Origin of the sequence: Aeromonas sp. Y318-3 (assembly GCF_027706185.1) — a bacterium.
GTDB classification, from domain to species: domain Bacteria; phylum Pseudomonadota; class Gammaproteobacteria; order Enterobacterales; family Aeromonadaceae; genus Aeromonas; species Aeromonas veronii.
This window is the reverse complement of the sequence record NZ_JAPDCN010000006.1, coordinates 178812-192907: the sequence shown is the minus strand read 5'-3', so window position 1 is coordinate 192907 and position 14096 is coordinate 178812. Positions and strand designations below refer to the sequence as shown.

The following is a 14096-nucleotide window of genomic DNA, read 5'->3' as shown; positions in this document are numbered from 1 at the left end:
CGCCGCCGACGCATTGCTCGGGCGGCGATTTGGTGACAAAATCGCCGCGTTTTTAACCGGTGCCAGTGCATCCGGTTACCGGGCGCTCAGCTGAACAGGCGCTCGCAGCGAAAACCACCATCCAGACACAAGAATCAACACACCAAGAGAAAAGAAGAGGAGCCATCATGGCCAAGATCCGGGTCGACCAACCCGTCCTCCCCCGTGAGGAAGATGCGCAAGGGGGCCGCTATGCCCATCAGCGCGGCGAGATAAAGGATAACCATCTGCACGCCCTGCTCTCCGATCCCCTGTTTCGCAGCCGGGTCGAGCGCAACAAGAAGGGCAAGGGGAGTTACCAGCGCAAGGCCAAATTCGGCAAGCGGTGGGAGCCCGGCCAACAGCAGATGATCCGCGTCTGCTGCTGAGCGGGTTTCTACCGACCAAAACAATCAGGGCGCCATTGGCGCCCTGATTGTTTTGACAGAAGAAGCGATATGGCAACGCCAACTCACCACCTCAAAGTTGCGCCTCAACAGGCCGCTCACTCATCCATAAACAGTTCGAGCAGCACGTTGAGATAGCGATGGCCGAGAGAAGTGAGCTGCCAGCTCTCTCCCAGATCCTCGATCAGCTCCTTGCTTTGGGCGATGGCGAGCACCGTCTCGACCCGCTCCAACGGCAAGCCGGTATAGGCCTCGAACTCCGCCTTGGGGGCCGGTTCAAACAGGCGGAAGCGGTTCATAAAGTATTCGAGCGGCAGATCGTCTGCCGTCACCTGCCACTGCTCGTCCAGATAGGGGCGACTCTTATCCAGATACCCTTTCGGATGCTTCACCTTGGCAGTGCGCAGGATCTGTTGGTTCGCGAGATCAGTCACCTTGCCGTGAGCACCACAGCCGATCCCCAGATAGTCACCAAAGCGCCAGTAGTTGAGGTTGTGATGGCACTGGTAGCCCTCTTTGGCGTAAGCCGAGATCTCGTACTGGCGATAACCGCTGGCTGTGAGCATGGCGTGGCCCTGCTCGTAGATGTCCCACAGAGTGTCATCTTCCGGCAGTTTGGGCGGTTTGGAGGCAAAGGCCGTGTTCGGCTCTATGGTGAGCTGATACCAGGAGAGGTGCGGCGGGGCGCAGTCGATCGCCTGCTGCAGGTCATAAAGGGCGTCATCCAGACTCTGATCCGGCAGACCGTGCATCAGATCCAGATTGAAAGTGGGCAACTTGATGGCATGGGCCAGTGCAGCGGCCTTGCGCGCCTCTTCCGGGCCGTGAATGCGGCCGAGGCGGGTCAGTTTCTCCTGCTGAAAGCTCTGCACCCCGATGGAGATACGGTTGATGCCAGCGCGCTGGAAACCGGCGAACTTGTCCGCCTCCACCGTGCCCGGGTTGGCCTCCATGGTGATCTCGCAATCTGCGGTGAGCGGAATGCGGGCCCGTACCCCGTCCAGCAAGGTTTGCATCGCCTCCACCGTCAACAGGCTGGGGGTGCCGCCGCCGATAAAGATCGAGGAGAGCGGCCGCCCCTGCGCCCACTTCAGATCCTGATCCAGATCCTCCAGCAGGGCGGCGACATATTCGAGGTGAGGCAACTCCCCCTTCTGGGCATGGGAGTTGAAGTCACAGTAAGGGCACTTCTGGACGCACCAGGGCACATGAATATAGAGAGAGAGCGGCGGCAGTTGCAGCATGGGGCTTCCAATAAAACGGGGGCTCAAGGCCCCCATTGTAGATGACTATGTGTGGTAGATGACTATGTGTGCTTGACAGTGTGTAGTCGACGAGGTGGCGAAGTGACTCAATGCGCCGCAGCCAGCGCCGCTTTGAGCTTGGCCAGCGCCTGACCGCGATGGCTCAGCTGGTTTTTCAGCTCGGCGGGCATCTGGGCGGCGGTGCAGTCGTGATCCGGCACGAAGAAGACGGGGTCATAGCCGAACCCGTGCTGACCGCGCGGCTCGTCGATGATCATCCCTTCCCAGCTCGCCTGACAGATGATGGGGGTGGGATCGTCGGCATGGCGCATATAGACCAGCACACACCAGAAGCGGGCGCTCTTCAGGTACTCGGGGGCACCTTGCAGCTCACCGAGCAGCTTCTCGATGTTGGCCTTGTCGCCGGCACCCACACCGGCAAAGCGGGCGGAGTAAACGCCGGGGCGCCCTTGCAGCAGATCGACTTCCAGACCGGAGTCATCGGCCACGGCGGGCAGACCGGTAATGCGGGCGGCGTGGCGGGCCTTGATGATGGCATTCTCGACGAAGGTGGTGCCGGTCTCATCGGCATCGGAGACCGCAAACTCGCTCTGTGGGATCACCTGGATCTTCATATCGGCCAGCATGGCGGCCAATTCCTTCACCTTTTTCTGGTTACCTGTTGCCAGGACAAGCTTGTTCATCGAGCACCTCCGCAAAAATAATCTGCGCATTCTATGCGGCGCAAGCGTTTAGTAAAAGCGTCAATTACACCCGCTGTGATGGGGTTACGGGGGATTTGCCGCCATCGAATAACCAGCTTTTTAATACATGTTTCCATAATGGAATAACCAAAGTGATTAAATACCATTTCTATTCATTACTGTGAGTCAGTAGACTCGCGCCCCAATTCATTAACCTGGCTGACTAAAGAGGTGACAGATGCCATTGATACTTTTACTCGTACTACTGGTGCTGTTCAGTCCGCTGGCTATCGACATCTACCTGCCCGCCATTCCGCAGATGGCCGAGCAGCTGGGCGCCGAAGTAACCCTGATGCAGGGCACCATCACCTGGTTCCTGTTCAGCATGGGGCTGGGGCAACTGCTTGTTGGCCCGCTGGCCGATCGCTACGGTCGCAAGCCCATCGCGCTGGGCGGCGTGCTGCTCTATGGCCTGAGCGCGCTGGGGGCCGGCTTTGCCGCCAGCCTCGGCGAATTGATGCTGGCGCGAGTGCTGCAGGGCTTTGGCGCCTGCGCCACTTCGGTTGCCGCCTTCTCGGTGGTGCGTGACAGCTATGGCCCGAAAAAGAGCGGCCAGATGATCTCCTACCTCAATGGCGCCATCTGCTTTATTCCTGCGCTGGCCCCCCTGCTCGGTGGCTGGCTCACCGCCAAGGCGGGCTGGTCTGCCAACTTCTGGTTTATGGCCGGTTATGCGCTCATCGTCGGCTGCTGGCTGATGTGGCGGATGCCGGAGACCCGCCCGGAGGAGACCCGCAGTGAAGGGGTCCTCATCAGCTGGTCTCGCTACAGCCCGGTACTGCGCTCCCCCAGCTTCCTGTTCAACGCGGCGCTGTGCATGCTGGCGATGGCGGTGATCCTCGCTTATGTCACCGCCGCACCGGTGCAGCTGATGGTGAAACTGGGGCTCGATATGAGCGGCTTTAGCTACTGGTTTACCGCCAACGCCGCGCTCAACATCCTGGCCTGCTTTATGGCGCCGCGCTTTATCGCCAAGGTGGGGCCAAGACGCACCCTGCGCATCGGCCTGCTGGTGTTGATGCTCTCGGCCATCACCCTGACTTTGGCCATGCACATCGAACATCCACTGGCGATGATGGGGCCGGTATTCCTCTCCAGCATCGGCTTTGCCATGATTCTGGGCTCAGCCGCCGGGATGGCGCTGGCACCGTTCGGCCACTGCGCCGGTACCGCCGCAGCTCTGCTCGGCCTGTTCCAGATGAGCGGCTCCGGCGCCCTGGTTGGTCTGACCGGCGCCCTGATGCACGACCCGCTCAGCCAGCTGGCGCTGCATATGTGGCTGCTGCTGCCGCCCTTGGTGATGCTGATGACCCGACGCGGCCGCCGCTTGTGTTTGCAATAAATCCTGTGCTCTGATGGGCACACTCAGGGGGCCATCGGCCCCCTTCTCGTTTGTATCGCCTTTACAGCATATGGCCATCCGGCAGATTGCCTGCGATGGCAACCCCACTCACTCGATGTCAGCGGAGAACTCCCGATGAGCCACACTCTCAACGCAGCCCTGGTGGGCTATGGCTTTGCAGGCAAGACCTTCCACGCCCCCTTCCTCTCCACCACCCCGGGCTTGTCCCTAAGTTGGGTGGTGAGCCGCGATGCCGCCAAGGTGCAGGCCGATCTGCCCGGCTGCCGGGTCGGCTCACTGGAGGAGGTGCTGAGCGATGAGACCGTCGATCTGGTGGTGATCGCCACCCCCAACGACACCCATGCCCCCCTCGCCCGCCAGGCGCTGCTGGCAGGCAAACATGTGGTGATCGACAAGCCCTTTGCACTGGATCTGACCGAGGCGCAAGCGCTGGTCGAACTGGCCGAAAAGCAGCAGCGACTGCTCAGCATCTTTCACAACCGGCGTTGGGACGGGGATTTCCTCACCGTGCGCCGTTTGATTGCCGAGGGGACGCTGGGGCAGATCGCCCAGTTCGAATCCCACTTCGATCGCTATCGCCCCGAAGTGCGCCAGCGCTGGCGCGAAGCGGGTGGCCCGGGTTCCGGCCTTTGGTTCGATCTCGGCCCCCATGTACTGGATCAGGTGCTGCAGCTGTTCGGCCAGCCGGACTGGCTGCAGGCCGATCTGGCCAAGCAACGCCCCGGCGCACTGGCGGACGACTACTTCCATGTGGTGCTGGGTTACGGTGCTCTGCGGGTTATTCTGCATGGCAGCTGCCTGGTCTCGGCCACCATGCCGCGCTTTGTCATTCACGGCAGCCAGGGTTCGTTCGTGAAATTCGGTATGGATGTGCAGGAAGATCAGCTCAAGCTGGGCAAGCGGCCACCGGCAGCTGATTGGGGCATGGATAGCGAACCCGGTCAGCTCAGCCGCATTGTCGATGGTCAATTACAGCAGCAGAGCGTGGTGGGTGAGGCGGGGAATTATGGCGCCTACTATCGCGGTGTCTGCGCCGCCATCAAGGGCGAAGGGAGTAACCCGGTGCCAGCAAGTGAAGCGCTGGCGGTGATGGCGCTGCTGGATCTGGCCCGTCAGAGCTACCTTGAGGGAAAACGGCTGCCCTGTCAGAAGCTGTCTGACTAAGGTGCGGATCATCGGCCGCTATTGACTAACCTTGACCTTGTTAAACCGCCACGAGATGGCAGCAAAGCGGTGTTTTATTGTGCAATTAGTGCCATTTAACGGCATCTTGTATTGATATCAGTCGTTGCAGTGGAGCTTTTTATCCACGGCACGAAAAAATGTCATTGTGATATCCGTTTTCATCGGTAACTAATGGGGCTATATTGCGCCCGCCTGCTGCCTCCCGGCTTCTTGTTTCAATACCGGGCAACGGTGGGCGCTGTGATGGTTGCACAGACCATCTCTCCATCTTTTTTTGAGGGAATGCACATGAACAAAGTACTGGTAGCCGGTATCCTGGGTCTGATGTTGACTGCTTGCGGTCAGAAAGAAGAAAAAGCTGCCGCTCCTGCTGCTGCTCCGGCCGCCGAAGTTGCTGCCACTGTAGAAAAAGCCGCTAGCGAAGCCACCTCTACCGTAGAGAAGGCCACCTCCGAAGCGACTGCAACCGTAGAAAAAGCGGCTGACGAAGCGGCTACCAAGGTTGAAGCTGCAGTGAGCGATGCCAAGGCCAACTAAGCCTGCACCTCATTCGAAGACGGGTCCGAAGGCAACTTCGGGCCCGTTTTTTTATCTGACGATCAGGGAACCGGATTAATCAGCGAGGTGAGGATGTGATCCTCCCAGCGACCATTGATCATCAGATACGCCCGCGCGAATCCCTCCCGCTCGAAGCCAAGCCGCTCCAGCAGGGCGCCGCTACGCTGATTGGCAGGCATATAGCAAGCCATGATGCGATGCAGATCGTGCTCCCGAAACAGGTAGTCAATGGCGGCTGACAGCACCTCTCCCATCACCCCCTGCCCTTGATGCTGCTGATCGATGGCATAGCCCAGATGACACGCCTTGAAGACCCCCATCAGGATATTGCTGAAGTTGCAGGTGGCGATCACCCGCTCGCCAGCCGGATCGAGGGCCACCAGATTGACGCCGGTGCCGTTGAAGAACTGGCTGTAGCTGTCCTGCAGCCGGGCATGCCAGTACGAGAGGGTGTAAAAGTGCTCGTCCCTAAGCGGCTCCCACGGGGTAAGGTGGTCGCGGTTGCGCCGGTAGAAGTCGAGCATCATGGGGGCCTGATCCGGCGACAGTATGGTCAGGTGGGTGCGGGCCGTTTTGATATGTGGCAGCGCCATCAGGACTCCCTCTGTCTTAACCACTCATCGCGCAGCAAGCTGTAGTGGACATGGTCCACAATCCGGTTGCCCAGCCGCTCTGCGCGCCGGGTCACCCCCTCAAGCTGCATCCCGAGCCGCTCACAGACGGCTCTGCTTGGCTCGTTATCGGTGGCGGCGCTGATCTCCACCTTCTCCATCCCCATCTCCTCGAAGGCGTGGTGGATCAGGGCCTGACAGGCCCGGGTGATGATGCCGTTACCCTGCCAGCGCTCCGCCAGCCAGTAACCGATGACCACCTTGCCAAGGTCGTGATCGATGCTGTTGTAACCTATGACCCCCACCACCTCCCCCTGATACTCGATGGCGGTGGTGAGCCCCTCGCCCCGGGCGAACTTCTCGATGGCACTGCGAATGAAGAGGGCGCTGTCGACGGGGCGCTGGATCAGTGGCGGCCAGGGTAGCCACTGGGAGAGGTACTCCCGGTTGTCATTGCAGAGGGCAAACAGTTCGCTCGCCATATCGGGCTGCAAGAAGAGCAGCGCAAGCTCGTCGTCCAACTGCCATGAAAACATGGGATTCTCCTTTCAAATCAGTGATCAAATAGCGAATCAGCACCCAATGTAGCCAATCGCCACTGGCCGCGCCAGCCACTTTTACGGCCCCCCTCCGGCAGGCTTAGCAGAGGGTGACAGCGCACGTACTCTCCTCCCTCAAAAGAGGAGGGTGGGTGTCTGAAACCGGATAATGCTCTCCACATGACACCGATTAATCCCCCCAAACGGCACTTTGGCAGATCCTGCTACCCCTTTGTGCTGCGCTGTCACTTTTGACAGGGGGCACTTTCCCCCACCGGCACTAGCTTCAAAACGCCCGACCTTCGGTCGGTTTATCAACCTCATCGATTTAAGGAAAGAAGAGATGAATAAAATTTATCTGGCCGTTGCGCTGGCCTGCTGGGGAAGCGCCGCACTGGCGGCGCAAGAGGTAGAGATCAACGTAACGGCAAACGGCATCCGGGCCATGACAGGCCTCAGTGCCGCGAGTGGTACCTTGCAGTTGGAAGATGGCGAGTTTCGTCAGGTGCGGGTGGTCAAGCTGCCCAACGGCCAGCAGCGGATCCGCTACGAGCAGGTCTGGAACGGCATCCCGGTAATGGGTCAGGTGGTGGTGGCTGACAAGAGCCTGAACGGCCAGCTGCAGCAGGCCAGTGGACGCATGCTGCGCCAGATCGATCAGGATGTGGCAAGCCCGGCCGCCACCCTCTCGCCACAGGATGCCGCCAGCAAGGCCAAGGGGGGCAGCAAGGGGAGCAACGAGCAGGTCAAACTCTACGTGATGCAGGATGAGAACGGGCTGGCCCGGCTGGTTTATCAGGTCTCCTTCATCGCCGAAGGTGACAAGCCAAGCCGCCCCTTCGTCATACTTGATGCCCAGAGCGGTGAGGAGCTCAAACGCTGGGAGGGGATCAACCACAAGGACGCCACCGGCCCGGGAGGCAACATCAAGACCGGCAAATACGTCTACGGCACCGATTTTGGCCCACTCATCGTCGATGACAACTGCCGGATGACCAGCCCCAACGTCGATACCATCAACCTCAACCACGCCACCTCCGGCGGGGCCATCCACCAGTTCACCTGCCCGGAGAACCGGGTCAAGGAGATCAACGGTGCCTACTCGCCCCTCAACGACGCCCACTACTTCGGCAACGTGGTGTTCGACATGTACCGCAACTGGTACAACACGGCGCCCCTCACCTTCAAACTGAAGATGCGGGTTCACTACAGCAAGAATTACGAGAACGCCTTCTGGGATGGCAGCCAGATGACCTTCGGTGACGGCGCCACCACCTTCCACCCGCTGGTGAGCCTCGATGTGGCGGCCCACGAGGTGAGCCACGGCTTTACCGAGCAGAACTCCGGGCTGATCTATTCAGGACAATCCGGCGGCATCAACGAGGCCTTCTCCGATATGGCGGGGGAAGCGGCCGAGTTCTACATGAAGGGGAGCAACGACTGGCTGGTCGGCGCCCAGATCTTCAAGGGCAACGGCTCCCTGCGCTACTTCGAGGATCCGACCCGGGATGGCAGATCCATCGGCCATGCCGCGGATTATCAGGAGGGGATGGATGTACACCACAGCTCAGGGGTCTATAACCGCGCCTTCTACCTGCTCGCCACCAGCAGTGGCTGGAACACCCGCAAGGCATTTGAAGTGTTCCTGCTGGCCAACCGCCTCTACTGGGGCGCCAACACCAACTACCAGCAAGGGGCCTGCGGCGTCAGCCGGGCGACCGCCGATCTGGGTTACAGTCAGGCGGATGTAGCACGGGCCTTCCAGACCGTCGGGGTCGATGCCAGCTGCGGAACCACACCGCCACCAAGCGACAACGTGCTGCAAAACGGCGTGCCGGTGAGCAACCTCGCCGCCAGCAAGGGTGGCAAGCTCAACTACACCCTGAACGTACCGGCGGGCACCAGGTCGCTGCAGATCAGCAGCAGTGGCGGTACCGGTGATGCCGACCTCTACGTCCGCTTTGGCAGCGCCCCCACCAGCAGTAGTTACGACTGCCGTCCCTACAAGGGGGGCAATAACGAAAGCTGCTCGTTCACCAATCCCAAGGCGGGCACCTGGCATGTGCAGCTGTCAGGGTTTTTCCGCGTTCAGTGGCGTGACCCTCAAGGCCAGCTACTGATCCACCCGATGCGGGCCTTGTCCCGCATCGTTCTACTCATTGCGCCACCGTTTCGCCAGCGTGCGGGCGGTGGCCAACACGGTTTCCCTAGCAGGATTGGGCCGCTTGCTACCACGCCACGCCATCATCACATCCCAATGTTCCTGCGGCAGATTGCGCACATCTAGCCTGACCAGCCGCCCCACCTCCAGATCCCGCTTGATGGCCAGCTCCGGCATCAGGGTGATAAACCCGTGTTCCAGCGCCAGATCCCGCGCCGCACTGGCGGGCTGCACCGCATGCAGGGGGCTGGCAGCCCGCCGCAGCCGCCGCAACTGCTGGATAAAGACGTCACACCCCGGCCCCCATACCTGAGGCGCCAGCCGCTGGTCGGCAATATCCTCCAGGGTGAGGCCGTGACAACCGGCCAGCGGATGCAATGGCGAGGCGATAGCGATGATAGGGGAGCAGCAGAGCAGCTCCATCTGCAGGCCAGCAACCGGCGGGCGCTTGAGCACAAAGCCGATATCGGCCTCCCCGGTCAGCAGCGACTGCATGATCTCGCCGGAGTGATCCGTGGTGCAGCGGATTTCGAACGGCTCATCCACCAGCTCCATCAATAGCGAGCCAAACACCACCGAAGTAAGAGATGGCAGGCTGGAGAGACGGATACATGGCAGTGCTGGCGCCCCCTGCAGTGCCAGTCGCCCTTCGCTCAGAGTGGCCAGCGCCAAGCGGGCGGCAGGGAGAAACTCCTCGCAAGCACGGGTCGGCGTCACCCCGCGTCGATGACGCTGAAACAGCGGCGCCCCGAGGCTCTCCTCCAGCTGGGCAATCCGCTGACTCACCAGCGGCTGTGACCAGCCACGAATGGCTGCCGCCTGACTGAAGCTGCCCAGCTCGGCCACATCCAGCAGCAGTTGCAGATCGTCCAGATCCATAGACATAAATAATCCTGATATGAAATATAGGTAGTTGTCGTCTACCACTATATCTAAACCCTCTCCAGAATGAAGGTATCTGTAAATGAGAGGGCGTTATGGTCGATAGGGCGAGGTTTTGGGGACGCTGGTTTCTGGCGCTGGATACCACACTGGTGATCCTGGGTTTCTTTGTGGTTATGCCGATGATCAGCCTGCGCTTCGTCGATCAACTCGGCTGGGCGGCCGGTCTGGTGGGGCTGGCCCTCGGCCTGCGCCAGCTGACCCAGCAGGGGCTGGGGATCTTCGGCGGCTCGCTGGCCGACCGCTTTGGCGCCCGCCCGCTCATCGTCACCGGCATGTTGTTGCGGGCGGTGGGCTTCGCCACCCTGGCCTGGGCCGACAGCGGCGCCATGCTGATTTTCTCCTGCTTCCTCTCCGGACTGGGCGGTTGCCTGTTCGACCCACCACGGGCCGCACTGGTGATCAAATTTACCCGTCCCCATGAGCGGGGCCGCTTTATCTCCCTGCTGATGATGCTGGAGAGCGCAGGGGCCGTCACCGGTGCCCTGCTCGGCAGCTGGCTGCTGCGCTTTGACTTCACCTACGTCTGCCTACTGGGCGCCGGACTCTTCACCCTGGCGGCTCTCTGCAACTGGACCCTGTTGCCCGCCTACCGCCTCTCGGTCAAACCGACTCCGATGCGGGAAGGGTTGGGACAGGTGCTGGCGGATCGCGCCTTCTGCCGACTGGTACTGATCCTGAGCGGCTACTACATGCTGTGGGTACAGGTGATGCTGATTTTCCCCATTCTGGTCAAGCAGCTCTCCGGCACCACCACTGCAGTGGGCTGGATGTACAGCCTGGAAACGGCGCTGTCGCTGGCGCTGCTCTACCCTATCGCCCGTTTCAGCGAGCGGCGCTATCGGCTGGAGAGCCGGCTGATGGCGGGTATCCTGCTGATGACGGTGGGGATCGGGCTGGTCGCCTTCGTCAGCACCCTCTCCGGCATCTTCGTACTGCTGGCCTGCTTCTATCTGGGGATCATCATCTGTGAACCGGCCCGGGAGACCCTGATGACCCGGCTTGCCAACCCCACAGCCCGCGGCAGCTACATGGGCTTCAGCCGCCTCGGACTGGCGCTGGGGGGCATGACCGGCTACGTGGGCGGCGGCTCCCTCTATGACTTCTCGCTGCAACAGGGACAACCAGCCCTTCCCTGGCTGGTGCTGGGCACCATAGGCGTCGCCACCATGTTGCTGCTGGCCCGCTGCTTCTCCCGCCGCCCGGAGCTGGCTATCAGAGCCGCCGCCTGACGACCGCCCCACCTGCGGCAGCCCAATCAACGGGGCTGCCGCTCATCTCATATTCTGCAAGTCATCACAGCAAAAGGTTGCGAATTACAACTTTTACGCTATTTTAGTTGTCATGCACAACTAAAAAGGAACCCACAATATGGATCCCCGTCCCCTGCGCGCCCTGTCGCGCGATCTGGTTCGCGAACTCGGCATGCTCTCCCAGCAGTGCGGCAATCTGGCCCTCACCCCCATCGAGGCTCACCTGCTGATCGAGCTGGAAAACGCCCCGGCCACCAATCAGCAGCTGGCAGAAAAGCTGCACATCGACAAATCCAACGCCAGCCGTCCGCTGGCACGCCTCGCCGAGCGGGAGCTTATCAGCTGGCACCCGCACCCCTCCGACGGCCGCAGCAAGGAGGCCCGCCTCACCGTCAACGGTCAGGGGATGCTGCTGGAGTTGCACCGGGAGATGGACGGGGCGATGGAAGAGATGCTGGCGCAGTTGAGCCTGCCCGAGCGGGAGCAGCTGTGGCAAGGGCTGCGGCTCTATCGCAGCGCCCTCTCCCGCGCCCGTCGCCAGCGTGGTTACCGGATCCGCCCCATCACGGCGGCGGACAATGCCCAGATCGCCTTGGTGATCCGCGCCGTCTCGGCCGAATATGGCCTCACCGCCGACAAGGGGTATGGGGTCTCGGATCCCAATCTCGACACCCTCTCCCAGAGCTATCAGGGGGAAAAGAGCCGCTATTGGGTTATCGAAGGGCCGGACGGTTCCATCCTCGGCGGTGGCGGTATCGCACCATTGGCGGGAGAAGAGGGAGTCTGCGAGCTGCAGAAGATGTACTTTATGCCCGCCCTGCGCGGACTGGGCCTTGGCAAGCGGCTGGTGTTGCAGGCACTGGACGAGGCGCGTGCGCTTGGTTATCAGCGCTGCTATCTGGAAACGACCGAGGTCTTGCGCGAAGCCACCAGCCTCTATGAATCACTGGGCTTTGAACACCTGCCCGGCCCCCTTGGCTGCACCGGCCACGGGGATTGCGAGATCTGCATGGTGCTGACGCTGGAGTAGAGCCCCCTCATCCCCAACCCTTCTCCCGCAAGGGGAGAAGGGGGCAAAAACACTTCCGCGACCTTTCAGGCAGACCTCTGATGGTTCCCTCTCCCTCTGGGAGAGGGCTAGGGTGAGGGCTGCTTGCGACTGGTATATGCTGAACCATTACCCCCTGCATCCCTCCTTAAAACAGGCAAAACGGCACAAAACAAGAGACCCCGCCTGGGCGGGGTCTTTTTTATCTTGTCTGCCTATCGGGCAAGCACTTCTCAGTGCTCGCGAGTCTGGCGGAACTCCACGTCCGGGTGACGCTCCTGGGCCAGGCGCAGGTTGACCATGGTCGGTGCGATATAGGTGAGGTTGTCACCGCCATCGAGGGCCAGGTTGACCTCGTTCTTGCGCTTGAACTCTTCGAACTTCTTGACGTCGGTGCCTTCCACCCAGCGGGCGGTGGAGACGTTGACCGCCTCGTAGATGGCCTCGACGTTGTACTCGCTCTTGAGGCGCGAAACCACCACGTCAAACTGCAGCACACCGACCGCGCCGACGATGAGATCGTTGCTGATCAACGGACGGAACACCTGTACCGCCCCCTCTTCGGAGAGCTGGACCAACCCCTTGAGCAGCTGCTTCTGCTTGAGCGGGTCGCGCAGGCGGATGCGGCGGAACAGTTCCGGTGCAAAGTTCGGGATACCGGTGAACTTGAGATCCTCACCCTGGGTGAAGGTGTCGCCGATCTGGATGGTACCGTGGTTGTGCAGACCGATAATGTCACCGGCGAAGGCGTCCTCCGCCTGCTCACGGTCACCAGCCATAAAGGTCACGGCGTCGGAGATGTTCACATCCTTGCCGATACGCACATGGCGCATCTTCATGCCCTTGCTGTAAGTGCCTGACACGATACGCATAAAGGCGATACGGTCACGGTGCTTCGGATCCATGTTTGCCTGGATCTTGAATACGAAACCGGAGAACTTCTCCTCGGTCGCCACCACTTCGCGGCTCTCGGCCTTGCGCGGCATGGGAGACGGCGCCCAGTCGGTCAGGCCATCCAGCATGTGGTCGACACCGAAGTTACCCAGTGCGGTACCGAAGAAGACCGGGGTCATCTCGCCAGCGATAAAGGCATCGTGATCGAACTCGGGAGAGGCGCCCTGCACCAGCTCCAGCTCGTCACGCAGTTGCTGAGCCAGATCTTCGCCGACAGCGGCATCCAGATCCGGGTTGTTCAGCCCCTTGACTACACGCTTCTCCTGGATGGTGTGGCCCTGACCGCTCTGATAGAGATAGGTCTCGTCCTTGTAGAGGTGATAGACACCCTTGAAGGATTTGCCGCAGCCGATAGGCCAGGTGATGGGGGCGCACATGATCTTCAGCTCGCGCTCCACCTCGTCCATCACTTCCATCGGATCGCGCACTTCGCGGTCCAGCTTGTTCATGAAGGTGAGGATGGGGGTATCACGCAGACGGGTCACTTCCATCAGCTTGCGGGTCCGGTCTTCAACACCCTTGGCGGCGTCGATGACCATCAGGCAGCAGTCGACCGCCGTCAGGGTACGGTAGGTATCTTCGGAGAAGTCCTCGTGACCCGGGGTGTCGAGCAGGTTGACGAGACAATCGGCATAGGGGAACTGCATCACCGAGGTGGTGATGGAGATACCACGCTGCTTCTCCATCTCCATCCAGTCGGATTTGGCGTGCTGGCCCGAGCCACGGCCCTTGACGGTACCGGCGCGCTGAATGGCCTGTCCGAACAGCAGGACTTTCTCGGTGATGGTGGTTTTACCCGCATCCGGGTGCGAAATGATCGCAAAAGTGCGTCTCTTGGAGACTTCACTCAGAAATTCAGCTGACATAATTCAACGTTCTTCTATTGAGCGGTGGCATCAGCCACCGTGGGAATAAATCCGGAATGCCGCTCACGGCACATGTATACGCAACGAAAGCCACGCCAGCTGGCGTCTTGCCAACCTGGTGGAGAGAGGGAGGAGGGTTGCGTTACATGGGTCTTCTCGCCTGAGTCAAAGCAAAATTGCGCG

The 14096-nt window shown here is 60.8% G+C and carries 12 protein-coding genes and 1 pseudogene; 7 read left to right on the top strand and 6 right to left on the bottom strand.

Annotated features, from left to right (window positions below):
• Positions 1–167 precede the first annotated feature (167 nt).
• Positions 168–407, top strand: coding sequence for an alternative ribosome-rescue factor A (locus OKB77_RS10565; protein ID WP_150390271.1), 240 nt, complete (start codon positions 168–170; stop codon positions 405–407).
• Between the two features lie 116 nt (positions 408–523).
• On the opposite strand, the gene hemW is transcribed toward OKB77_RS10565, so the two are convergent.
• Positions 524–1669, bottom strand: coding sequence for a radical SAM family heme chaperone HemW (hemW, locus tag OKB77_RS10560; protein ID WP_150390270.1), 1146 nt, complete (start codon positions 1667–1669; stop codon positions 524–526).
• A 107-nt stretch (positions 1670–1776) separates the two neighbouring features.
• Positions 1777–2373 carry an RdgB/HAM1 family non-canonical purine NTP pyrophosphatase gene (gene rdgB, locus OKB77_RS10555; RefSeq protein ID WP_005340539.1) on the bottom strand — a complete coding sequence of 199 codons (597 nt, stop codon included), beginning with the start codon at positions 2371–2373 and terminating at the stop codon, positions 1777–1779.
• Positions 2374–2611: 238 nt separating this feature from the next.
• On the opposite strand from rdgB, the gene OKB77_RS10550 reads away from it, so the two are divergent.
• The 3 genes from OKB77_RS10550 to OKB77_RS10540 all read left to right on the top strand — a co-directional run bounded on the left by OKB77_RS10550 (position 2612) and on the right by OKB77_RS10540 (position 5518).
• Positions 2612–3775 carry a multidrug effflux MFS transporter gene (locus tag OKB77_RS10550; protein ID WP_180343343.1) on the top strand — a complete coding sequence of 388 codons (1164 nt, stop codon included), beginning with the start codon at positions 2612–2614 and terminating at the stop codon, positions 3773–3775.
• Between the two features lie 135 nt (positions 3776–3910).
• Entirely contained in the window at positions 3911–4960 is a 1050-nt protein-coding gene (locus OKB77_RS10545) for an oxidoreductase (RefSeq protein ID WP_265775949.1), read from the top strand.
• Between the two features lie 309 nt (positions 4961–5269).
• Positions 5270–5518: a hypothetical protein gene (locus OKB77_RS10540; RefSeq protein WP_042030661.1), complete on the top strand. Its 249-nt coding sequence runs from the start codon at positions 5270–5272 to the stop codon at positions 5516–5518.
• A gap of 62 nt (positions 5519–5580) precedes the next feature.
• Here the strand turns inward: OKB77_RS10540 and rimJ are convergent, their stop codons facing one another.
• Both rimJ and OKB77_RS10530 read right to left on the bottom strand, forming a co-directional pair.
• The gene (rimJ, locus tag OKB77_RS10535) at positions 5581–6132 is read right to left on the bottom strand and encodes a ribosomal protein S5-alanine N-acetyltransferase (RefSeq protein WP_265775950.1); all 552 of its coding nucleotides are present in this window, start codon (positions 6130–6132) and stop codon (positions 5581–5583) included.
• The gene (locus OKB77_RS10530) at positions 6132–6686 is read right to left on the bottom strand and encodes a GNAT family N-acetyltransferase (RefSeq protein WP_139436561.1); all 555 of its coding nucleotides are present in this window, start codon (positions 6684–6686) and stop codon (positions 6132–6134) included. Before OKB77_RS10530 ends, rimJ begins: the two co-directional genes overlap by 1 nt.
• A 346-nt stretch (positions 6687–7032) precedes the next feature.
• Between OKB77_RS10530 and OKB77_RS10525 the strand changes: the two are divergent.
• Positions 7033–8809 (top strand): annotated as a pseudogene (locus tag OKB77_RS10525) (M4 family metallopeptidase).
• A 32-nt stretch (positions 8810–8841) separates the two neighbouring features.
• Here OKB77_RS10525 and OKB77_RS10520 read toward each other — a convergent pair.
• On the bottom strand, positions 8842–9735 hold the full coding sequence (locus OKB77_RS10520) for a LysR family transcriptional regulator (RefSeq protein WP_270817575.1): 894 nt from the start codon (positions 9733–9735) through the stop codon (positions 8842–8844).
• A 92-nt stretch (positions 9736–9827) separates the two neighbouring features.
• On the opposite strand from OKB77_RS10520, the gene mdtH reads away from it, so the two are divergent.
• Positions 9828–11024, top strand: coding sequence for a multidrug efflux MFS transporter MdtH (mdtH, locus tag OKB77_RS10515; protein ID WP_005340523.1), 1197 nt, complete (start codon positions 9828–9830; stop codon positions 11022–11024).
• A 139-nt stretch (positions 11025–11163) separates the two neighbouring features.
• A complete protein-coding gene (locus tag OKB77_RS10510) occupies positions 11164–12075 on the top strand; it encodes a bifunctional helix-turn-helix transcriptional regulator/GNAT family N-acetyltransferase (RefSeq protein WP_064338777.1) in 912 nt (303 codons plus the stop codon).
• Between the two features lie 251 nt (positions 12076–12326).
• Here OKB77_RS10510 and prfC read toward each other — a convergent pair whose 3' ends face one another.
• Positions 12327–13916, bottom strand: coding sequence for a peptide chain release factor 3 (gene prfC / locus OKB77_RS10505; RefSeq protein WP_085942998.1), 1590 nt, complete (start codon positions 13914–13916; stop codon positions 12327–12329).
• Positions 13917–14096: the final 180 nt, after the last annotated feature.